The sequence below is a fragment of the Bombella saccharophila genome (assembly GCF_026385475.1).
GTDB classification, from domain to species: Bacteria; Pseudomonadota; Alphaproteobacteria; order Acetobacterales; family Acetobacteraceae; genus Bombella; species Bombella saccharophila.
This window is the reverse complement of sequence record NZ_JANIDW010000001.1, coordinates 201645-224319: the sequence shown is the minus strand read 5'-3', so window position 1 is coordinate 224319 and position 22675 is coordinate 201645. Positions and strand designations below refer to the sequence as shown.

At 53.9% G+C, this 22675-nt stretch carries 17 protein-coding genes; 4 read left to right on the top strand and 13 right to left on the bottom strand.

Annotated elements, in window-relative coordinates; genetic code table 11:
- Positions 1–29: 29 nt before the first annotated feature.
- Positions 30–1646 (bottom strand): FAD-dependent oxidoreductase, encoded by a 1617-nt coding sequence (locus NQF64_RS00985; protein ID WP_099026160.1) that lies wholly within the window; start codon positions 1644–1646, stop codon positions 30–32.
- Between the two features lie 133 nt (positions 1647–1779).
- Entirely contained in the window at positions 1780–2583 is an 804-nt protein-coding gene (locus NQF64_RS00980) for a DUF2076 domain-containing protein (protein ID WP_099026161.1), read from the bottom strand.
- 187 nt (positions 2584–2770) lie between these two features.
- Here NQF64_RS00980 and NQF64_RS00975 point away from each other — a divergent pair, with 187 nt between their 5' ends.
- Both NQF64_RS00975 and glyS read left to right on the top strand, forming a co-directional pair.
- A complete protein-coding gene (locus tag NQF64_RS00975) occupies positions 2771–3667 on the top strand; it encodes a glycine--tRNA ligase subunit alpha (RefSeq protein ID WP_266106192.1) in 897 nt (298 codons plus the stop codon).
- Positions 3660–5762 (top strand): glycine--tRNA ligase subunit beta, encoded by a 2103-nt coding sequence (glyS, locus tag NQF64_RS00970; protein WP_266106191.1) that lies wholly within the window; start codon positions 3660–3662, stop codon positions 5760–5762. Before NQF64_RS00975 ends, glyS begins: the two co-directional genes overlap by 8 nt.
- A gap of 84 nt (positions 5763–5846) precedes the next feature.
- Here glyS and NQF64_RS00965 read toward each other — a convergent pair whose 3' ends face one another.
- The 8 genes from NQF64_RS00965 to NQF64_RS00930 form a co-directional block, all read right to left on the bottom strand.
- Positions 5847–6506 carry a LysE family translocator gene (locus NQF64_RS00965; protein WP_266106190.1) on the bottom strand — a complete coding sequence of 220 codons (660 nt, stop codon included), beginning with the start codon at positions 6504–6506 and terminating at the stop codon, positions 5847–5849.
- 30 nt (positions 6507–6536) lie between these two features.
- Positions 6537–7691 carry a rod shape-determining protein RodA gene (rodA, locus tag NQF64_RS00960; RefSeq protein ID WP_099026165.1) on the bottom strand — a complete coding sequence of 385 codons (1155 nt, stop codon included), beginning with the start codon at positions 7689–7691 and terminating at the stop codon, positions 6537–6539.
- A gap of 9 nt (positions 7692–7700) precedes the next feature.
- Positions 7701–9635 (bottom strand): penicillin-binding protein 2, encoded by a 1935-nt coding sequence (gene mrdA / locus NQF64_RS00955; RefSeq protein ID WP_407651776.1) that lies wholly within the window; start codon positions 9633–9635, stop codon positions 7701–7703.
- Positions 9636–9706: 71 nt separating this feature from the next.
- Complete coding sequence (locus NQF64_RS00950) at positions 9707–10273, bottom strand: hypothetical protein (protein ID WP_099026167.1); 567 nt, start codon at positions 10271–10273, stop codon at positions 9707–9709.
- Between the two features lie 50 nt (positions 10274–10323).
- Positions 10324–11259, bottom strand: a complete 936-nt coding sequence (mreC, locus tag NQF64_RS00945; protein ID WP_099026168.1) for a rod shape-determining protein MreC — start codon at positions 11257–11259, stop codon at positions 10324–10326.
- A gap of 78 nt (positions 11260–11337) precedes the next feature.
- Complete coding sequence (locus NQF64_RS00940; RefSeq protein ID WP_099026169.1) at positions 11338–12384, bottom strand: rod shape-determining protein; 1047 nt, start codon at positions 12382–12384, stop codon at positions 11338–11340.
- A 221-nt stretch (positions 12385–12605) separates the two neighbouring features.
- Positions 12606–14177, bottom strand: a complete 1572-nt coding sequence (locus NQF64_RS00935) for a 2-isopropylmalate synthase (protein WP_266106188.1) — start codon at positions 14175–14177, stop codon at positions 12606–12608.
- Positions 14178–14367: 190 nt separating this feature from the next.
- On the bottom strand, positions 14368–15204 hold the full coding sequence (locus NQF64_RS00930) for an N-acetylmuramoyl-L-alanine amidase family protein (RefSeq protein WP_099026171.1): 837 nt from the start codon (positions 15202–15204) through the stop codon (positions 14368–14370).
- A 658-nt stretch (positions 15205–15862) separates the two neighbouring features.
- Between NQF64_RS00930 and NQF64_RS00925 the strand changes: the two genes are divergently transcribed.
- A complete protein-coding gene (locus tag NQF64_RS00925) occupies positions 15863–18637 on the top strand; it encodes an Rne/Rng family ribonuclease (RefSeq protein ID WP_266106187.1) in 2775 nt (924 codons plus the stop codon).
- A gap of 82 nt (positions 18638–18719) precedes the next feature.
- Here the strand turns inward: NQF64_RS00925 and NQF64_RS00920 are convergent, their stop codons facing one another.
- Entirely contained in the window at positions 18720–19073 is a 354-nt protein-coding gene (locus NQF64_RS00920) for a hypothetical protein (RefSeq protein WP_099026173.1), read from the bottom strand.
- 24 nt (positions 19074–19097) lie between these two features.
- Complete coding sequence (gene xseA / locus NQF64_RS00915) at positions 19098–20630, bottom strand: exodeoxyribonuclease VII large subunit (RefSeq protein ID WP_266106571.1); 1533 nt, start codon at positions 20628–20630, stop codon at positions 19098–19100.
- Positions 20631–20708: 78 nt separating this feature from the next.
- Between xseA and purD the strand changes: the two genes are divergently transcribed.
- Positions 20709–21947, top strand: coding sequence for a phosphoribosylamine--glycine ligase (gene purD / locus NQF64_RS00910; RefSeq protein ID WP_266106186.1), 1239 nt, complete (start codon positions 20709–20711; stop codon positions 21945–21947).
- 52 nt (positions 21948–21999) lie between these two features.
- Here purD and NQF64_RS00905 read toward each other — a convergent pair whose 3' ends face one another.
- Entirely contained in the window at positions 22000–22674 is a 675-nt protein-coding gene (locus tag NQF64_RS00905; RefSeq protein ID WP_266106185.1) for an HAD family hydrolase, read from the bottom strand.
- Between the last annotated feature and the right edge of the window lies 1 nt (position 22675).

Sequence of the window (22675 nt, the reverse complement as noted above, 5' to 3'; positions counted from 1 at the left end):
CCAATAGCGCATCAATATTAAAAATATATTTATATAATGTGAGTTCTCACTTCCTCATTTACAAACCTTTCAAAATCCACCGCTGCTCGCGCCATCGCCGCGGACCGCCCCGAAGATACTAATGCGACCACTTTCTGATCCTTTATATAGGCCGCCATAAAATCAAAGCCCCCTAGATCACCCTCTATTAAAATATAATCAAAGCTTTCCCCCCAACCTAGATATTCCACCTTTTTGCCAAATTGCTGCGTCCAATACCATGGCATTGGCATAGGCTGTCGTGGCAGACCCAAAATACTACGCGCTGCTGCACGGCCCTCACATTGGGCAGGCCGCCAATGCTCAACCCGGCACAAAGTTCCATTTCGCCGGAATGCCGCAACATCGCCTGCCGCATAAATGCCAGGTCGTACCTGCATATTATCATCTACGATAATACCCTGTACGCCCCCTTCTTCCTCTTCTTTTGTTTGCTCAGGTAAAAAATCCCGACACGGCTCATTCCCAATGGAGACCAGCACATGAGTACATGTTAAGGTCATACCGTCATCAAGTTCGACCCCTGTTACGCGCTCTGTCCCATGGATTGCCACAACAGACGCATCTGTCACAAAGGCAACGCCATTATCCTCATGCAGACGACGTAAAACCTGCCCAATTTCCCGGCCCCATTGTCGCTCCATCGGGACAGGATAATCAGGAGCAATAATTGTAACGCCAGCACCTTTTTGCCGCAGAGCAGAGGCTGTCTCTAACGTTGTAAGGCCACAGCCAATGAGGATAACGGCTTGATCCCCCGTAATCTCTTCAGCAATCTTCCACGCATCCCGCACGGTGTGGAGAGACATGACACCTTCAAGCCCAATCCCAGGGAGCGGCGGTAAAACAGGACGCCCTCCCGTTGTTATCAGGATATGATCGGCATGATAGGTCTTACCTTCATCCAGCCGTACTTGCTTTGCCTCACAATCTAACGCAACAACTTTTCCACGCATCCTGGCCACTTCGTGCCGTGCGTAAAATTCCTCACTCAACAAAGGAGAGGGTTGGACCTTCTCTCGCCCTCCCAAGAATACCCCTTTACTCAGCGCAGGACGCTCATAAGGCACAAAGCCTTCATCACCAATCATCGTGATACGCCCAGCAAACCCTTCCTCTCGTAATGTATAAATTGCACTCGCAGCAGCAGCCCCTGCCCCAAGTACGAGTACCGTCTCATCCTCTCCACATTTAGCCGCTGGTTTTTGAATAATCGGATTAGCCCCAACAAGGACACGCCCCTCCACCTGTCTTACGGGATAAACAGGCAAAGACGAAAAAGCGATCGGCTCCTTTACCTTACCATCCTGCACCCCAAAGACAGCCTTATGCCAGGGACAGACAATCACATCACCATGAACAGGGCTACGGCAAGAAAGTTTCCCACGGAATGATGCCCCCTTATGCGGGCACCTCCGCCCTACGGCGTGGATCTCATCCCCCACACGCACCAAAGCAATAGCCTGCTCCTTTAATGTGATAGAAAGAATATCCCCTTCTCTCACATCATCCACCGCCGCCACATCATAGAGGGTCTGATCTGGCAAAGCAGGAGTAGTCGTCCCATTGACATCCGGCCCAAGAGCAGCTTGAGGAGCAATCTCCATTATCGTGTCCCTTACACACACCCTTTATCCAAACATTCCACCCATCTAACAGAGGCATACGACCTGGAATGTTCTTAAAAAATGAGTGGGGCACATAGCCCCACCCATCGCTATATTATGGCCTTATACGCTTTCAAAAAAAGTCATCCCGATCCGCATTATCATCTGCAAAATCTTGCGGGCCGAAATCTTGTGCGCCGAAGCTTCCAGCTTCTGTCCCACTCCCATTAAAGGGATCGGCACCTTGTGGGCCGTTAAAGTCCCCATTATTCCCATCGCCATAATAATTATTGACGATGGTTGTCTCATTACCAAAATCGGCCCCTGTTCCAACAGCTCCTTCATGAGCGCCATGCTCGCCAGAGAACAGCCCTTCCAGTGCGTGTGCTGCCATCATACCACCAGCCACGCCGGCCGCTGTTGTCAAAGCCGACCCTAGAAAACCAGAGCCAGAACGAGCAAACATCCCCGGCTGATACCCTGGTGGCGGGGCATAGCCGCGGCCCATCTCCGGTGCTGCTGCCCCGGAGGCCGGCCCCCACCCTGGAGGAAGAGACGCAGCACGCGGCGGAGCGGACGTTTGACCATTACGCCCAAACAACCCTGAGAAGAAACCACCTGATTGCCCTGCTTGCGAACCAGATTGAGACGCCACTTGCTGTTGTAACAAAGCAATCTCCCCCCGCGCTTGTTGGAGCTGAAACTCTAGCTCACGAATACGAGCTTGCGCTTGTGCCAAAGCAGCCTCCTGCACGACAGCCAGCTGCGTAATGCGGTAACGTGCCTCAGGATAACGCTGGAAGTTCTCGGCGATATAACGATCCGCTTCGGGGTCTATAGGCGGGAGACTTGCCGGCCCCTGACCATTCGGCAGCCCTACCCCACCCCCAACACGGGCGACAAAGCGGCTTATGAGATCACGTTCTTCCGAATTCATGACTATGTTATCCTTCATCACATCAGGGTCGTCCCAATCAGGGAGATCGCCCTTTATTCTCTATAAGATAGGATACTGTTCCCCGCCCCTGCAAGGCCCCGCTCACGAAGGCGGCCAAAATCGGCCTCTAACTGCTAGCGATGATGCCCATCATCCTATAGAATGCCCCCAATCATGCTTTACATTTATGGAGCCTCGTGAATTGTCCGCATCCCGGCCCCCTTGTTTTCAGGATCTGATCCTGCGTCTTCATCAGTTCTGGTCTCAAAAGGGCTGTGCCATCCTTCAGCCTTACGATACCGAGCTCGGCGCAGGCACACTCTCGCCACATACTACATTGCGTGCTCTTGGCCGTAAGCCTTGGGCTGCGGCCTATGTGCAGCCATGCCGCCGCCCCTCTGATGGTCGCTATGGGGAAAACCCCAACCGCTTACAGCATTATTATCAATATCAAGTTCTGCTCAAACCCACACCGCAAGAGAGCCAGAACCTCCTGCTTGAGAGCTATCGTGCGATTGGGATCGACCCAGAGAAGCACGATATCCGCTTTGTTGAAGATGATTGGGAGAACCCCACAATCGGCGCGTGGGGCCTTGGTTGGGAAGTCTGGTGCGATGGGATGGAGGTAACGCAATTTACCTACTTCCAGCAGGTTGGCGGCATCCCAACGGTCATCCCCTCTACCGAGCTAACTTACGGGTTGGAGCGGCTAGCTATGTATGTGCAAGGGGTGGAGAATGTCTATGACCTCGACTTCAACGGTCGGGGCCTCACTTACGGCGATGTGTTCCTCCGGGCTGAGCGTGATTATTCCCGCCATAATTTCGAGCTTGCCGATACGGATATGCTCCTTGCCCAATTTAACGCTGCCGAGGCTGAATCCATCCGCCTCTCTGAAGCCGGTGTGGCCCAGCCAGCTTATGACCAATGCTTAAAAGCCTCCCATCTATTTAACCTCTTAGATGCGCGCGGGGTTATCTCCGTCTCCGAGCGTGCTTCTTATATTGGGCGTGTGCGTACATTAGCAAAAGCCGCCTGCGAAGCTTGGCTTGCTGGAGATGAGGAGGACACCACCCATGGCTGAATTGCTACTTGACCTTTTTTGTGAGGAAATCCCCTCCGGGATGCAAGCCCGCGCAGCAGAGGACCTTACCCGCTTGCTAGAGCAAGCCCTAGCCCCCCTCAACCCCCGCACTATGCGCGGTTTTTACGGGGCACGTCATATTGCCGCTAGCCTAGAGGTGGATGAGAGCATCCCCGCGCGCACCCTCTCCGAGCGTGGACCGCGTGAGAGTGCACCTGAGAAAGCCCTCGCTGGTTTTTGCCGTAAACATGGTGTCTCCCCCGATGCTCTAACAAAAGAGAACGGTTTTTGGGTCCTCCATCGCACGCTCCCGCCCATCAATGCAGCAGCTCTCATCGCCGAGCAGCTACCAGAGCTATTATGGAAGTTCCCTTGGCCTAAGGCGATGCGTTGGGGCAATGGTTCGCTCTTTACATGGGTGCGCCCGCTTCATCATATTGCCTGTGTGTTGGATGGGCAGACCGTCCCCTTCAGCCTTGCGCGTCAGGATGATGATGCTCATGGCCTTACAAGCGGCAATGTGACAGAGGGTCACCGCATCCTCTCCCCCGGCACGTTCACCATCACCAATACGGCGCAATGGCTGCGGGATTTAGAGGCTCGACATGTCATCCTTGATGAACAAAAACGCGCTGATCTCATCCGCAATGGTGTGCATAAATTAGCCGAGGATAAAGGCTTAAAGCTCGTTGAGGATGAAGGGCTTGTCCAAGAAGTCAGCGGGTTGGTGGAATATCCCGTACCTTTGCTCGGCCGCATTGATGATACCTTTATGAACCTTCCGCCAGAGGTGATGCAGGTCTCCATGCGGGTAAATCAACGCTATTTTGCCCTGCGTACGCAAGAAGGCAAAGCAGCTCCCTATTTTGCCTTTGTCGCCAATCAAAGCTTCACTGATGCAGGGGCCCTCTGCATCGCGGGGAATGAGCGCGTCTTACGCGCCCGCTTTGCTGATGCCCGGCATTTCTGGGACCTTGACCGCAAAACCAAACTCGCAGAGCGTGTCGCTGCGCTAGGGGCTGTGACCTTCCATGCTAAGCTTGGCACGCAAAAAGAACGTGCAGAGCGCATCGCCACTTTAGCGGGCCTCATCGCCACAGATATGGGCCTTAATGAGGGGCAGATAGCCCATGCTAAGCGGGCGGGCCTGCTCGCTAAAGCAGACCTAACAACGGGCATGGTGGGTGAGTTCCCTGAGCTTCAAGGCGTCATGGGGGGCTATTATGCGGCCCATAATGGTGAAGCCTCAGAGGTGGCACAAGCCATTGCTGAGCATTACATGCCCCGCGGGTTGAACGACCAAACAGCTAACGCGCCCATCTCCATCGCTGTTGCTCTCGCTGATAGGCTGGATATGCTGGCAGGCTTCTTCACAATTGGGGAGACACCCAGTGGCTCTGGCGACCCTTACGGGTTACGCCGCGCCGCTTTAGGCGTCATCCGCACCATTCGTGATAATGGCCTCCGCCTAGACCTTGGCCACCTGCTCTCCAAAGCGGCTATCCCTCATGCCAGCAAGGCCGGTAAAGATTCCGCTCTTGAAGATATGGATGGGTTCTTCATCGATAGGCTGCGCGTCCAACTGCGTAATGAGGGCCGCCGCCATGACGTGCTGGATGCCACATTGGCCGTCACGCAAGCCCTAGAGGGCACAACCCTCTTTAAGCATTTAGATGGTGACCTCGTCCGCCTGCTCAACCGGGTGGAGGCTCTCTCTACCATGATAGGCACAGAGGATGGGAAGAATCTTCTCGCCGCCTATCGCCGTGCCAATAACATCCTCCGTATTGAGGAGAAAAAAGACGGCCCCTACGCCCCCACGCCAGAAGCACATCTCTATGTGCAGGAGGAGGAGCGTGCGCTAGATGACGCCCTTAAAGAGGCTGGGCCTATTATTGATGCCCATTTGAAGAAGGAGGACTTCACCAGCGTTATGCAGCATCTTGCCGCTCTACGCCCGGTGATCGACCACTTCTTTGAGGCCGTCACGGTAAATGCAGACGATGCAGCACAACGCAACAATCGCCTGCGCCTCTTAAAACGCTTTAGCCAAAGCGGGCGGCTCATTGCTGATTTTAGCAAGATTGAAGGCTAAACCACCCTTCATCACACTTTCAGCACATCATCATAAAAGCCGGTTGGGGTTATGTCCTAACCGGCCTTTTTATGTCCGTTCTTATCAAGGAGCGGCGGGGCTATGGGTGAGGAATATCTTCGCCCCAAACCCGATAAACACAAGCCCAGTAAGCCGATCAAGCCGCCGCACCACCACCGGCTTATTAAAAAACCGCGCTAAAGGCACAGTAAGAGCCACCAGCAGCCCTAGCCAAATAAATGTCAATAAGACCTGAATCACCACCTGTACTAAGGTAAAAGCCACAATATTAGCATCTGGTGGGATGAATTGTGGGAAGAACGTCACCACAAAAATCCCCGCCTTAGGATTTAGCAAGTCCGTCAACACCCCTCGGCGGAAACCGGACCAAAAATCGTGACGAGATGTAAGGGGGGGACGGAATGTCGTTGGAGGGGACGTTGTCAACGCGGCCCTGGGATGAAAGAGCTGAGAGCAGCCTATCCATAATAAATACAATGCCCCCACACATTTTACGATGAAGAAGGCTTTGCTAGAGGCAGCCAATAATGCCGTCAGCCCAAAAGCGGCCGCTAAGCCCCATATGGTTAGCCCGAGTGCGATGCCAAAAATGGCCCCTACCCCAGCGCGCCGCCCCTCTGCTGCGGCTGTCCGTAAAACCATGATGGAATCCAACCCCGGCGTAATGGTGAAAAGCGCGCCAGCGGTCGTAAACGCTAATAAGGGGAGAAGCCACGCATGCATAAAGACCGACTACCTCTCACGCTTATTGCTTTAATCAGGGTCATCCCGATGGACCCAGCTTGATAAAAGCAGGCCAAAACCAAACATCATTGTCAACATGGCCGACCCCCCATAGGAGATAAGCGGCAAAGGCACCCCACCAACAGGGATGACCCCCATCACCATAGAGAGATTTACAACACAATATAAGAAAAAATCCATCGAGATACCCAGCCCGACCAGCCGGCCAAACCGATTACGGCATCGCAGTGCAATTAACATCCCGCTCATTGTGATGAGAAAGAGCAGACCAATCACCAACACACCGCCCGCATAGCCCCATTCCTCACCAATCATGGTGAAGATAAAATCCGTCTGCTTTTCTGGCAGGAAGCTAAGCTGGCCCTGCGTGCCATGCATATAGCCTTGCCCCCAGCGACCACCCGCCCCAAGGGCAATTCGCGATTGTAGGATATTATACCCCGCCCCTAACGGGTCATGCTCAGGGTGTAGAAACGTATCAATCCGCGCTTTTTGGTAATCATGCAGGTGGCTGTAAAGAAATGGCCCTAAGAACGGGATAGGCGCAGCCAGCAGGATGATTAACCACCAGCGCATCCCTGCGGCAAAAAAGAGCGAGGCCCCAATCACACCCACAATGGTTGCCGTGCCAAGGTTAGGCTCCTTTAGCACCAACACGACAGGAATAGCCGTTAAAATCGCGGGGATAATCAAGCGCAGCGGATTTCCCATCCGCTCCCGCCCTATCCGGTAAAACCATGTTGAGAGCATCAACACCAGCGCGATTTTAGAAAACTCTGAAGGCTGAAACTGAAAGCCCCCCAAATTAATCCATCGCTCTGCCCCCTTACCCACATGGCCCATTTTCAACACCAGAGCCAAAAGCAAGATGGACAAACCATAAATCGGGATAGAGAGCATCCGCAAAACGCGTGGGCTAGCAAGGGCTACCCCCAACATCATCAAAAGCCCAAAGCCAAAGCGTATAATCTGCGGTTGAGCAAAGGCTTCCGCACGCCCGCCACCTGCTGAATATAAAGCGATATACCCAACACCAGCCAAGCAGCACACCAGCAGAACAAAAAACCAATTAATCTGCCATAAACGCGAGAACATGCGTAGGTTAGGCTCTGCTCGCAATAAACGCCGCGCTGTGCGAGGGACAGTAAAATCCTTGAGGGACATAAGCCTCCCCTACTCGCTTACATCATCAGCGCGTGCCACAACCCCGCGCGAGAGTGACGTCCGATTAGCAGGGTCTCTTACCAACGTATCGGTCATAATCTGCGCGGCCAGCGGGGCGGCCTCTGTCGCACCAGCATTACCATGCTCTACAACGACCGAAACCGCATAACGCGGGTTATCATAAGGTGCAAAACAGATGAACAACGCATGCGGGCGATACTGCCACGGCAGATTCATAGAGTTAAAATGCCCGCTCTCACGCAAAGCGCGGGGAACATTACGCACCTGTGCCGAGCCCGTTTTCCCCGCCATTTGTACACCGGGGAGGTTTAAACGCGCTTTGGGAGCCGTCCCTTGTGGCTCATTCACCACCGCGAACATCCCACTCCGCGCGGCTATGAGAGAATCCTTCGTAAAGGGCAGAGGAGGAATATCCTCCGGCACAAGCTTCTCACTCACCGTCCGAACAAGATGGGGTTGCACCATCCGCCCCGTAGCTAAGCGAGATGTATATGTAGCCAAAGCCAGAGGCGTTGTTTGCACTAAGCCTTGCCCAATTCCCGCATTAACGGTGTCACCACCATTCCAATGATGCCCATGCTGCCGCCGCATCTCTGGCGTGGGGACAGATCCCGCCCGCATATGGGGAAGCTCTATGGGTAAATGGCCACTTAGGCCTAAGCTAACAGCAGCCTCGTGAATCGCATCCATCCCACACCGGCGCGCTACTTGATAGAAATAAACGTCACACGAATATTTCAACGCCTGATGCAGGTTAATAGAGCCATGCCCATAACGGCTCCAACAATGGAAGCGCACCCCGCCCATGTCATAATAACCCGGGCATGTAAAACGCTCCGAAGGGGTAATGGCATGGGCCTTCAATGCCGCTAATGCTACGGCAGGCTTAAAGGTAGAGCCCGGCGGATAAAGACCGGACACAGCTTTATCCACCAACGGCGTAGCGGGGTCGGTAATTAAGCTATTCCATTGCGTACGGCTAATCCCGCCATCAAATAAAGTGGGGTCGAAGGAGGGCGTGCTGACCAGCCCCATCACCTCCCCATTGCGGCAATCCATCACAACCGCACTCGCCACACGCTCACCAATGCGTTCTCTGATGCGTGTTTGCAGCACTGTATCTAGCGTCAAACCTAGCCGCGCACCGGGTTGGCCTTCTACACGTTCCAACTCGCCCATCACACGGCCATAGGCGTTGACTTCCATCTCCACCGTGCCGGGCTGGCCCCGCAATGTGGCCTCTTGCGTTTGCTCTAACCCCCCGCGGCCTATCTTCATCCCCGGTAGGGCCAAGGCGGCATCATGCTGCACATCAGTCTCATTTGGCGGGGCGACATAGCCGATAATATGAGACATCAGCTCTTTAAACGGATATTCGCGCGTGGTGCCAACATCAATCAACACACCCGGCAAGCTCGGCGCATTTAACCCCAAACGCGCCACATCATCCCATGTGAGGAACTCTTTCAGCGTCAACGGCACATAACGACGAATATGTTTGCGGTCCCGTTCTATACGGGCCCGGTCCCGCTCATCTAGCGGCACAATGGTGGCAAACCGATCCACCACCGCCTGGAGGTCCGTTGTCTCCTCCACCATCACAAGAGCGCGCCAATTTGGCTTATTCCCCGCAACGAGCACACCGCAACGGTCGTAAATCTCCCCACGTGCGGGCGATATTTGCCGCCGACTCGTCCGATTACGACGCGCTTGCTCCTTTAACGTCCCGCCTTCTACAACCTGCAATTTGTAAAGATGATGTGCCAGAGTGCCCATAACGCCCGTTTGCACGGCCAATAACAATAGGGCACGGCGCGTAAACATACCCCCCCCTATTGCCCGTTCTTCCGTAAAAGACGGGTCAGGTGGTGAGCTACTCCGCCTCCGAAATAGCGAGCCGGTATCATTGCGCCGGAGGGACATCTATACTAAACGCTAAAAAAAGATTAAAAAACGAAAAATCAAGCTATTTAAGCCACATTCGCCATAGTTTATTACAATCTGTCGTGCTTTTCCATAACGGAAAGGCCCCATAGATAAAGAATATGCAAAAAAGGGTAGCTTCCTACCGCCAATGCCTCTTGAAATACGATCGGATAGACAGAAAGAGCGCCACGAACCCTAATAACCATCAAAACCCAATCCGTTAGAGCTTCCCCCAGGACAATTAGACCGTAGAGACTCCACGCTAAAAGGAAACCCTGCCGCGATAGGCTTACCCTGCATCCGTGGGCAACACCATAAGCAACCAACATCCAAAACAAAAGGACACCCGGCGGATTAACACTAAATAATTCCACAATTAATCCACCGCAGAACAACCCCACAAGCGGCATAAAGGCAGGACGATAAAGCGACCAGAACCACACTGTCCCCAAAATAAGGGCTACTTGCAGCTCCATCTGTCCTAAAATTCCAAAAGGCGTGGAGAGGATAACTGCCAGGACCACCATTATGATACATGGGAAAAACTTACGCCGCATGCGGACCATCAGTTTCCGCTGTCTAGCCCCTTCTAGAGCGTCATGGTCTAACCCTCCGTGCTCAAATCGCATGACCATTTTACGCGTCCCTTTAATATACTACTCTCATAAATAACATGGCCTCTAAATTATCCATTCTGCAAAGATGTAAACGGTAGAAACCTGCGCAAACTCTGCCAAGTAGAGGGGGTATTACCATCATGTTGCTCCGGCAAAAGCGGCGGTTTCTCCCGCACACGGCCAGAACTTACCGGCCCTTCTGGCATAAAATCACCATCAAAAATACGCACTAAATCCAGATGCTCCAACGCAGCATCTGGCACCACAACAGGCTGCCCAGGTGCCAAATAATGGACCCGCCCTACAGCAATACCGCCGGTTAATCCTGCCGTTTGCGCCCGTGTTACGAGATGTTCTCCCTCCTCGGGATGAATATTCTGATTATAATACATCAGGCGTGGGTAAAGCGTATTATCGCCTATCATCATGGCATCCCCACCGCTATTTTGCAGCGTAACGGGGATACGGCTTGCCGCATCTTCAATAAGTAATACACGGACCACATGCGGGCCGACTTCGCTCACCCGCCCTACAAGGCCGACCTCATCCACAGCGAGACTACCAACAGTAACATGATGCCCTCCGACATCAAGCAAGACTGCCCGGAGATACGGCCCTGTCTCATCGCGCACAACCCAACCACTTACATAGTCCCGCGCACCTTCTGCCCCCCAATGAAGGACCGATTTTAAACGGGTATTTTCTTGCTTGAGGGTTTGTGCCTCCCCATACCAATAAATAAGTTTGCGGTTCTCCTTCCGTAAGCGGGCATTCTCCGCCAAAAGGTCACCAACACCTTGTAAGGTGAGTTGCCATTTATGAAATTGCCGCTGCGGGAATAATAACGCTTGATAAACCGGCCCAACATCGCGCACAGCTCCCATACGCAGCTGCGCCATCCTATCTGGCCAGATTTGCCCTGTTAGAATGATCCCCACAGCCAAAAACACAAAGACCGGCAAAACCAGCCCAGACAAAAGCTGACGTGTGTGGATGGAGATCATAAAAGGGTGGCTCCTCCCCTCTCACCCTACCTTATAGCTAAAGAGGGCAGCAGGTTACCCCTGCCAAGAGAGGCTCTATCAGTACATGCTGCTCAAAACGCTACGAAGCTGCTGCATCTGCTCCAATGTCCGCCCTGTCCCAACAGCCACACAAGAGAGGGCATTTTCCGCCACAAAGACTGGCAGACCCGTCGCATAACGCAACACATCATCCAAACGACGCAGCAAAGCTCCCCCGCCGGAAAGGACGATCCCTTTCTCCACAATATCTGCCGCAAGCTCAGGGGGTGTATGCTCCAATACGGTTGCAACAGCATCAATAATATGACCGACTGGCTCTTCCAAAGCCTCGGCAATTTGTGCCTCGCTCACAATAATCTCACGCGGGACACCATTGAGCAAATCACGCCCCTTAAGCGGCATGGTTCGCTCTTCCCTCTGAGAGGCCGGGTCGAAAGACGCCGCACCTAGCTCAATTTTAATCCGCTCTGCAGAGCTTTCACCGATCATAAGATTATAATTACGACGGATGTAAGCCATAATGGCCTCATCCATTTGGTCCCCCCCTACACGGACAGAGCGTGCATACACGATGCCGCCGAGGGAAATCACCGCAACTTCTGTCGTACCGCCGCCAATATCAACAATCATGCTGCCGGAAGGCTCCGTCACAGCAAGGCCCGCACCGATGGCCGCTGCCATAGGCTCCTCAATCAAATATACCTTACGGGCCCCAGCACTTTCCGCACTTTCCTGAATCGCACGCCGCTCCACCGCGGTAGAGCCTGAAGGCACGCAAATCACAATCTGAGAACTGAAAAAGGAACGACGATTATGCACTTTGCGGATGAAATGTTTAATCATCTCCTCCGCGCTCTCAAAATCGGCGATCACCCCATCACGCAGAGGACGAATGGCCTGAATATTCCCCGGTGTACGCCCCACCATCAATTTGGCCTCATTACCAACGGCCAAAACTTGTCTGCGCCCGCGCACTTCTGTAACAGCGACGACGGAAGGCTCACTCAACACAACACCACGCCCCTTGACATATACCAAGGTATTGGCAGTGCCAAGATCGATCGCCATATCGACGGAAATGAGCCCCAACAGACGAGAGAACATTCAAAACTCCTGGCAGGATGACCCCGCTTTTACGAGGGTAAAGAAAACGGTCCGAATACCATCCACAGCATTCGCCGCAAATTATAAAGACCCACGACCGTTCAGCAAGGCCATATTCCCGCTTCTGAGCGTTTTTTTCGCAGAAAACCCCACTTATTAATAAGCTGTTATATTCATGAACTTATTTTTTCACAAAAAATGGGGGGTATCCCCCCATTTTACTAGGCCACATCCTCTGCGGGTTCACCGCGTAAGCGTTTCACTAATAATTTATTCAAAGCATGAATATAAGCCCGCGTGGCTGATACAACCGTATCGGCATCACTGCCTTGCCCATCCACAAGGCGGCCACCCTCTTGCAAACGTACCGTCGTACGCGCCTGGGCATCCGTCCCTTCAGTCACATTCGCTACTGAGAATAACGCTAAGGTCGCCTCATGGGGGAAGGCCTCACCTAACGCACGGAAGGCCGCATCCACCGGGCCATTCCCCGTTGCAGTGACGTGCTGCGACTCACCATCAATCTCCAGCGTCATAACAACATGCGCGGCATGTTCTGTCCCACCCTTCAGATCCAAAGAGATAAGACGAATACGCTCATGGTCGCGACTTTCATCATCCACTAAAGCCCGCACATCATCATCAAAAACGATCTTCTTTTGATCTGCCAAAGCCTTAAAGCGTTGGAAGGCCGCGTTAATTGTCTCCTCTTTCAGCTCATCATAACCCAGAGCCTTCAATTTATCGCGGAAAGCAGCACGACCAGAATGTTTACCCAACACCAAAGAGGTACTCGTCCAGCCCACGCTCTCCGGCGTCATAATCTCATATGTTCCGGCATGTTTGAGGATACCATCTTGATGGATGCCACTCTCATGAGCAAAGGCGTTACGCCCCACAATGGCCTTATTGGGTTGGACATCAAAGCCTGTAATGGTCGCCAGCAAACGGGACAGCCCCAGCAGACGCGGAGTCTCAATCCCTGTCTCCATACCGTAGCGGTCATGCCGAGTCCGCAACGCCATGACGACTTCCTCTAGTGCTGCATTACCTGCGCGCTCGCCAATGCCGTTAATCGTACATTCAATCTGGCGGGCTCCCCCCTCAACAGAGGCCAACGTATTGGCCACAGCCAAACCTAAATCATTATGATTATGGGTGGAGAAAATCACCTGATCCGCCCCCGGGACACGCTCCTTCAACATCGTGAAGATACGCTCCATCTCATCAGGGGTCGCAAAGCCGACTGTATCGGGGATGTTAATAGTCGTTGCCCCGTTCGCAATGGCTGTTTCCACACAACGACACAGAAAATCTGGTTCCGTCCGGGAGCCATCCTCAGCTGACCATTCAACATCATCTGTATAGCGGCGGGATTCCTTATTGCCGAATGCTATCAGCTCCAACACGCGCTCCGGCTCCATCCGCAGCTTGTACTTCATATGCAGAGGCGAGGTGGAAATAAAGTTATGAATCCGCCCCCGGCGCGCACCTTTAATCGCCTTACCAGCGGCCTCAATATCCCGCGCAGCACTACGGGCTAACCCACAAATGACAGGCCCATCTACATGGTCAGCAATTTGTTTTACGCTTTCGAAATCACCTTCCGAAGCGGCGGGGAAGCCTGCCTCAATTACATCAACCCCCAGCGTAGCCAAAGCATGGGCCATACGCAGCTTCTCATCCAGATTCATGGAAAAGCCGGGAGACTGCTCGCCATCGCGCAAAGTGGTATCGAAAATAACGATGCGTTTATCGTCAATATGACCAAAAGAAGGATGCTGAAAAGACATCGTAACGCCCTCAATTTCTACGTTTTGACAAATGATAAGAACAAAACCCCTGAACGCAGCAGACCATCTGCCTGCCTATACGGCATTCAGGGGGTCATAAGTCGTAGAAGGAGGGTACGAAAATCTAACATTACACGCGTTACCTATCGCCTTTTCCGATATAATGCAAGCGATGAGACCATTCTTCTTTTTAAAGCGTTGCGCTTACCCGATTATGAAAATAATGGTCGATCGCCTGCTTCATCGCTTGGGCTACTTGCGTCCTATGGGCTGCGCGGCGCAATGCTTGCTCATCTAAATGGTTGGACATAAAGCCCATCTCCACCAACACTGAGGGAATATCGCCCGATTTCAACACCCGAAAGGCCGCATGACGCGAGGGGTGATGCAGCAACTGCACCCGATTCTGAAATGCCTGAATCACGCTCGCAGCCATATGGGCCGAGCCACGTCGTGTTTCCTCATGAATCAGGCTATTCAAAATCGCTTCAACTTCAGCTGGCACACCTCCTATCCCTGCATGGCCTGCAAAACGGTCCGCACTATTTTCCGTCTCGGCTAATGCAGCTGTTTGTTTGTCCGAGGCATTACCAGATAATGTATAAACACTCGCCCCGCGTACCTGTGGTTGATGCAATGCATCGGCATGCATAGAGATAAAAAGGTCTGCCTTGTGTTTGTGAGCCAATTCCACACGCCCTGCTAAGGGGATAAACCGGTCATCATTGCGGCTAAGAACAACCTGATATTGCCCTGATGCCATGAGCATACGCTGTAACTCTGTCGCGGCGGCCACGGCGATATGCTTCTCATACGTCCCAGAGACGCCAATCGCCCCGGGGTCTTTGCCGCCATGCCCAGGGTCCAACATGATGACCGGCTTAGGCGGTGGCGCATGGCGTAAAATAGCCGGAGCATGACTATTATGCCGCCTCGCAGCTGCTAGCCCAGGGTGGGGCCCAAATGTTGTTGCCATACCACCGGCTATGGTCCCCCTCACAAAACCACGACGCGTTAAGCCTGCCATAGCCTCTACACTCTCTCCAACAGAGTTCTGCCCCTCATATCGTATTTCACCTTATTATACTGCATTGTAAATATTAACATAGTGATCCGTCGCTTCCTTCCGTCATTGCCGCGATAAATTGACTATAATTTAGATAAAATAGTCTCCTTTTCAGACATGAATATACTCTTAAAAAAGGCAGAAAATGGCTGTATTCTGCCTTACCATAGGGGGACGAACTCCCCTCTTGCCAGCCACGCTAATTTACGTCATTCTATAGCTAGCAAAAGCCGGTAACATGGTACGTCCTGATTTAACTCATAAAAGGCCGTGCCAAGCGCGGCTCACGCATGTAGTACGCTTTATGCCGTTCGGTGTCGAAAGCCTGAGGCCATTAACCTTCAGTACGCTCACACCCTGGCAGGAGGTCTGCATCTACAACTAACGCGATCGGCCCGGTGGCATAACCATCTCACAGGCGGGTTGCATGATAATCCCGGTGGCAGTGTCTGCTACCAGCATGTTTACCAGAGGCTGCAATGCTGTTCTGTGTTATTCCTTATGGCGTACCGCGTGATACGAAGCCCGCTCGCCAGAAAATGGACAGGATGCCCTCTATTGATCAAGACAATCGGCGCCAGGAAGGCTATACGCCGCGCGCCACGGAGTCCCGTCCTTCATGACTAAACAAATGCTCATAGACGCCACACACGCTGAAGAAACCCGCGTGGTGGTCATGAACGGCAAGCGTATTGAAGATTATGATGTTGAAACATCAGCGCGCCGTCAGCTCAAAGGCAATATTTATCTCGCTAAAGTTATTCGTGTAGAGCCAAGTTTACAGGCCGCCTTTGTGGATTATGGCGGCAATCGCCACGGCTTCCTCGCTTTTAGTGAAATCCATCCCGACTATTTCCAAATCCCTGTCGCTGATCGCGAGAAACTCCTCGCCCTTCAAGAGGAGGAATATGCCGCTGAACAACGCGAGCAAGATGATCCCCTTGAAGAGGACGACCGTACGGAAGACACCCTCTCTGATGATAACAGCGATGGTGATAATGACAGTGATGGTGAAGATGTAAGCCCAGAAATTGTCAGCGGCGAGCATGATACTGGTGATGAGCATAGTGCCAGCCGCCGTATGGCGCGTTTTCTACGCAATTATCGCATCCAAGAAGTCATCCGCCGCCGGCAAGTGATCCTTGTCCAGGTTGTAAAGGAGGAACGTGGTAATAAAGGAGCTGCTTTAACGACCTATCTCTCCCTTGCGGGACGTTATGGTGTGCTCATGCCCAATACCCTCCGCGGGGGCGGTGTGTCGCGCAAAATCACCTCCGAGACAGACCGGCGGCGTTTACGCAGCATTGTAAACATGCTGGACCTCCCCCCCACAATGGCGATGATTATCCGCACCGCCGGGGCGGGCCGCCCGGAGACGGAGATTACGCGGGATTGTGAATATCTCCTCCAACTCTGGGAGGATATTCGCACTCATGCGCTTACCTCTATCGCCCCTGCTTTAATTTATGAGGAAGCAAGCCTCATTAAGCGGGCTATTCGTGACCTCTTTACCCGCGATATTGAGACCGTGTTGGTTGATGGAGAAGAGGCGTGGAAAAATACGCGGGAATTTACACGCCTGCTGATGCCCCATAACGTCAATCGCATCCGCCTTTGGCAAAATAGAGGGCAAAATCTCTTCGCCCATTATCAGGTAGAAAGCCACCTTGATGCGATGTTCTCCCCCACTGTGCGGTTGGAATCTGGGGGCTATCTCGTCATCAATCAGACCGAAGCCCTTGTCGCTATTGACGTCAACTCCGGCAAATCCACCTCCCAGCGCAATATTGAGGAAACCGCCCTCCGCACAAATCTAGAAGCCGCTGAGGAAGTCGCTCGCCAACTCCGCCTGCGTGACCTTGCCGGGCTGATTGTCATCGACTTCATCGATATGGAAAGCCGCCGCCATAATAACCAGGTGGAAAAACGCCTCAAAGATGCCTTACGGTTGGATAGAGCGCGGATTCAGATAGGCCGTATCTCTCATTTCGGCCTTTTGGAGATGTCGCGCCAACGCCTGCGCCCCTCCATTGCTGAGAGTATGCTCAGCCCCTGCCCGCATTGCCAAGGCACTGGCTCCATCCGCGGGGTGGAGAGCATGGCCTTACAAGTACTACGCAGTGTAGAAGATGAAGCCAGCCGCCGTCGTGCTTCGGAAATTGTCGTGCATGTTAGCCCTAATATCGTCCTTTACATGCTTAATAGCAAAAGGGCGGCTATTAGCGGGATGGAACAACATCACGACATGACCATCCGTTTTGAAAATGACAATACCCTCCCAGAAGGGGAGCTCCGCATTGAGCGTGTTGCCCCCCGTCACAAGACGGCACGTGAAGATAATCCTATCACTACCATCCGCACGATTAACATTGCTGATGAAGCTCCCCCTGCGCCTACATCCACCACAGATGAAGCACATCATGAGATGGAAGAGAGCAATAACGATAAAACCTCTCGTCGTCGCCGGCGTCGGCGCGGTGGACGTCGCCGCGATGATGAAACCCAAGATACTCTAAACCCAACAAACGAAGATACAGACATGCCTCCCTCAATGGAAAGCAATGAAGAGAATGACCGCGCCCTCATGCCCGGCCGGCGTCGGACACGGACACGGCGCGTTACATCCTCCTCCGCCACCGCTCCTCAACACGAAGCGCAAGAACGGTCTCACCGCCGCGAGCTTTCTTCCCGCCGTCGCCCCCCGCGCCAGCAGGAAGAGCTTATCTCCACTGAAGAGCTCGCCGCTTATCAAGGGCCAACACCTGCAAATCCTTTCCAAAATGCCGGCATTGATATTTTCGATATGATGGAACAACAGGAGGCCCGGCACGCATCCCCAACTCTTCATCAAGACGAGCAGCAAGAACACGCTGTAGCGGAGGAGGCCCCTTCCTCCACACGCCGTCGCCGCCGCCCAGCGCGTAGGCATGAACGCCTCGAAGAAGAGAATGAAGCCACACCGCGCCGTCCACACACGCCGCGCCAACCTCCAACACGCAGCCGCATCGTCACAGATCAAGAAACAGAAGACGACGCGACCCACATGGTGAAAATCTCCACACGCTCTGCCTCTACAGGTGAAGATAGTGAGACCACCACGCGCTCTTCCACGCGTCGTGCACGGCCGCGCCGCCGGCCTACTACAGCCCGCACCACGACAATGGATGAAGCTATAGAAGAGACCGCTACATCCGCAGATGAAGCTGTAGAAAAAGCCTCCCCCGCACGCAAACGTCGCCCTGCGCGACGGAAAAAAGCCGAGGACACGCCTGCTGCCCCCACGCAAGAAGCCACAGCAGACACCACCCCTGCGGAGAATATCGCTGCCCCACAGCCCGTCAATATTGACGAAGCCAAACCCCAAAAACGGCGAGTGGGTTGGTGGCGGCGTTAAGTCTTACCCCATCATAAAGGCCTATTTAGGTTTTATGCAGGATGGCTGGGTTTCGGTCCGGCCATTCTGCGTATCTCCTTCCTTACCGACAAACGCTATTCGTACCGTTCTGCGCAATGAACGTCCCTGTTAATGGCTGAAAACAAGCATTACGCGTACAGCTATTGCCCGTCATCAAACCACCATTATAAATCGCTTCACCAGTGCTGGCTTGTTCGTGCAAAGCCGTACCGCAGAGGGGTGTATCCGCTGGGGCAGAAGGAAGATTCAGTTTTACACGTTCGGAAGACTCAACCTCTGACTGCCCCGTAGGAGCCCCGACGAAACTCTGAATCTTAGGATGTTGAGCCGCGGCGACCTCGCGTGCGGTAGGATGGCTCGTACAGCCTGCCAAAAACATAATTCCCATACCCAACATAATTCTATAACGATACATCACCCCCACTCCTTCTCATCCTTGTTATAAAGCAAGCTCACCTTGCGATTTATTATCTGCCTCTGGCGGTGTAGCGGCTGTCTCATGCACTACACGGCCCTTACGATGCCGTTTTTTCCCTCCCTCATTAGGCTCTAGCTTAGCTTGTCTTGCACCGTCTGCAAACGCAAGCTGCACTGCACCCCCTTGAGGTAAAGCCGCCGCGTGCGTCACTGGTCGTCCCTTTGCATCCTGCACCAGCACATAACCACGCTCCAACACCGCACGGGGAGAGACAGCCTCTAAATGCCGCGCTACCCCAACAAGCCGCTCTCGTTGTACAGCACACTGCCCTTGAATCACCCCAATTTGCAACGGCATCCGCATAAGACGCATCTGGCAACCCTGCCAAAAACGCTCCCACCCTGCCTGCAACCGCCCTGCCTGCCCCTCCAGCAAACGATGACGCTGACCAAGAACCGTCTCCATGGCCGGGAGGTGGAATGCCGCCTCCCCCAAGCGTGCACGCGCACGCATCACAAAGCCCGGTAAGGCAAGCTCCAACCTTTGAGCGCGGTCATCCAAACGCATACGTGCCGTATCAAGCAGGCTAGGCAAGTCCAGCATACGCGCGGCCATTGCTTGCAACTGCAAGCTCTGCTTTTGCAAAATACCCACTAACCCGCTCGAAAGGCGCGCTGCCCGATGGGCAAGGTCTGCCACAAGCTCCGAGCGCACAGGCACGGCCATCTCCGCCGCGGCAGTCGGTGTCGGTGCCCGGCGGTCAGCTGCATAATCTACGAGGGTTGTATCGGTCTCATGCCCCACGGCGGAAATAACCGGCAAGGGGCACGCCGCCACGGCCCGTACCACAGCTTCATCGTTAAAGGCCATGAGGTCCTCTAACGAGCCACCCCCACGCGCCACAATCAACACATCTGGCGGGTGGGGAAGCTGCCCCATTGCCTTAACAGCATGAGCAATTTGCTGTGCCGCTCCCTCCCCCTGCACGGCAACGGGCCAGAGCAGAATCTCACGAGGGAAACGGCGGGCAATAGTGGTGCAAATATCATGCAAAACCGCACCGGAGCGTGAGGTAATCACCCCGACACGATGCGGCAGGGAGGGGATAGGCTTCTTCCGCTCCGGCGCAAAAAGCCCTTCATCTCGCAGGCGCACCCTTAGGGCCTCTATTCGCGCGAGCATGGCCCCTTCCCCGGCAAACTCCATCCGCTCAATAATCAGTTGATAGCTCGACCGCTCCCCATAAGAGGAGATGCGCCCAGTGGCGATAACCTCTGTCCCATTTTCTGGCACCATACCAAGGCGAGAGGCATTGCCCCGCCAAATCACCCCAGCAATCTTCCCCCCCTCATCTTTGAGAGAAAGATAAATATGCCCAGAGGCATAACGCTTCATCTCCGTGATTTCCCCACGGACGCGCACACGGCCAAAGCTTCCCTCCAGCACGCGCTTAATGGCGGAAGAAATCGCCCCAACAGAATATTCGGGGATGTTACTCCCCGCCGAAGTAGCATTTTGCGGCTCTTGGGCAGAAAAAAGAAGGTCTCGTTCCATCATCCTGCTATTCTATGCTAAATGAAGGGCAACGTAAAAGCGGCTATCAACACCGCAGGCTCATATAAAGGAAACAGGATGCGCGTACTTCTTGTTGGTTCTGGCGGGCGGGAACATGCCCTCGCTACCGCCATTGCCCGGTCCCCTCAGCTCAAAGCCCTCTTTGCCGCCCCCGGTAATCCCGGCATAGCAGAATGCGCCCGTTGTGTCCCTATTGCAGCTGATGATATTGCAAGCCTTGTAGAGTTCGCCAAAAAAGAAGCGATCGACCTTGTCGTCCCCGGGCCGGAAGTCTCCCTCGTGGCGGGGTTAGCCGATGCATGTAAAGAGGCCGGTATTGCCTGCGCTGGTCCTTCCAAAGCGGCAGCGGCCTTAGAGGGCAGCAAGGCCTTTACAAAAGAAGTGGCCGATGCTGCGGGCATCCCCACCGCACGCTGGCAGCGTTTTGATGCTAATAGCAGCATAGACGCCGCCAAAGCCTATGTGCGCAAGCAAGGTGCGCCGATTGTCATCAAGGCCGATGGCCTCGCTGCGGGCAAAGGCGTTGTTGTGGCACAAAGCGTTGATGAAGCCCTCGCCGCTATCGATCATCTCGGCCTCCCCCTCGTCATTGAGGAATGTCTTACAGGGCGGGAAGTATCCCTCTTTGCCTTTTGTGCAGATGATAAAGCCAGCCTGATTGGTGCCGCACGGGACCATAAGCGCGTTGGCGATGGCGATACTGGCCCTAACACAGGCGGGATGGGAGCCATCTGCCCCCCACCGGATTTTGACCGCGCCGCACAAGAGGCCGCATTAGACCTCACGGTCCGTCCCATGTTGGCTGAGATGCTCCGCCGGGGCACGCCCTTCCGTGGTGTCATCTTCGCAGGCTTGATGCTGACAGAAGAAGGACCAAAGCTCATAGAATATAATGTCCGCTTTGGTGACCCAGAGGCCCAAGCCCTGCTCATCCGCTTAGAGAGCGACCTCCTCCCCGCCCTCAAAGCCCTCGCAGAAGGCACCCTCTCTGAGGAGAGCATCCGCTTTACAGACCAGCCCTCCCTCTCCCTCGTGCTCGCGGCTAAAGGCTATCCTGATGCTCCGGTAAAAGGGGGTGTCATTTCTGGCTTAGACCGCACCGCACAACTCCCCGGCGTCTCCGTATTCCACGCAGGGACAAAGCTAGAGGGCGATAAATTGGTGGCGAATGGAGGGCGTGTGCTGACCATCTGCGCCACAGCCCCCACGGCAGCCAAGGCGCGCTCCCGCGCTTATGAGGCCGCAGCGACCATTCAATGGGCTGATAAAATGCTCCGCAGCGATATTGGGCTCTAAAGCAGCATCATAGGTGATACCCCCACCCCCTTACCGGCGGGCGGGGGCCTCCTTAGCTCTCCGTCTTTGCTAAAAGAGTCGGGAACTCCCACAAACTATCAATATGATATGTAGGCTTTAACGCCTTACAGACCTCTGCCACACCATGGCCGTAGCTGGCCCAGCAAACATCCATACCGAGTGTTTGGGCAAAGCCGATATCGGCCGTTGTATCCCCCACCATGAGGAACCCCGCTGCGGGGACGGAAGGAAATAGCGGCGCAAGACGGTGCTGAAACACCTCTTGCTCTGGCTTACGCGGTAGCCCTTCTTCTGCACCGAGGGCGACCTCAAAAAACCCATCAAGCTGGAACCGTGCCAAACTATGACGCAAGGTTGGCCCATGCTTGTTACTAAGGGCCACCAGCCGATAGCCACGCTGCTTTAAAATAGGCAAGACCTCATGCACCCCATCATACAGGAAGGTCTCCTCCGCATCCGCTTGGGCATAACGCTTCCGATAGGCTGCGACATAACGCTCGGCTTCTTCGGGGGAGCTATCATTGACTAACCCCTTATAAAACCCTTGGAGCGCATCGCCCTTACCTAACCGCTCTGCCAGCTCCGCAGCGGAGGGCGGGGTACGGCCAATGTCCTCAAAAGCTTCGCGCAAGCTCCTAATAATAGCCGGGCGTGTTTCAGCCAATGTGCCATCATAATCAAGTAAAAGAACAGGATAACGTAACATA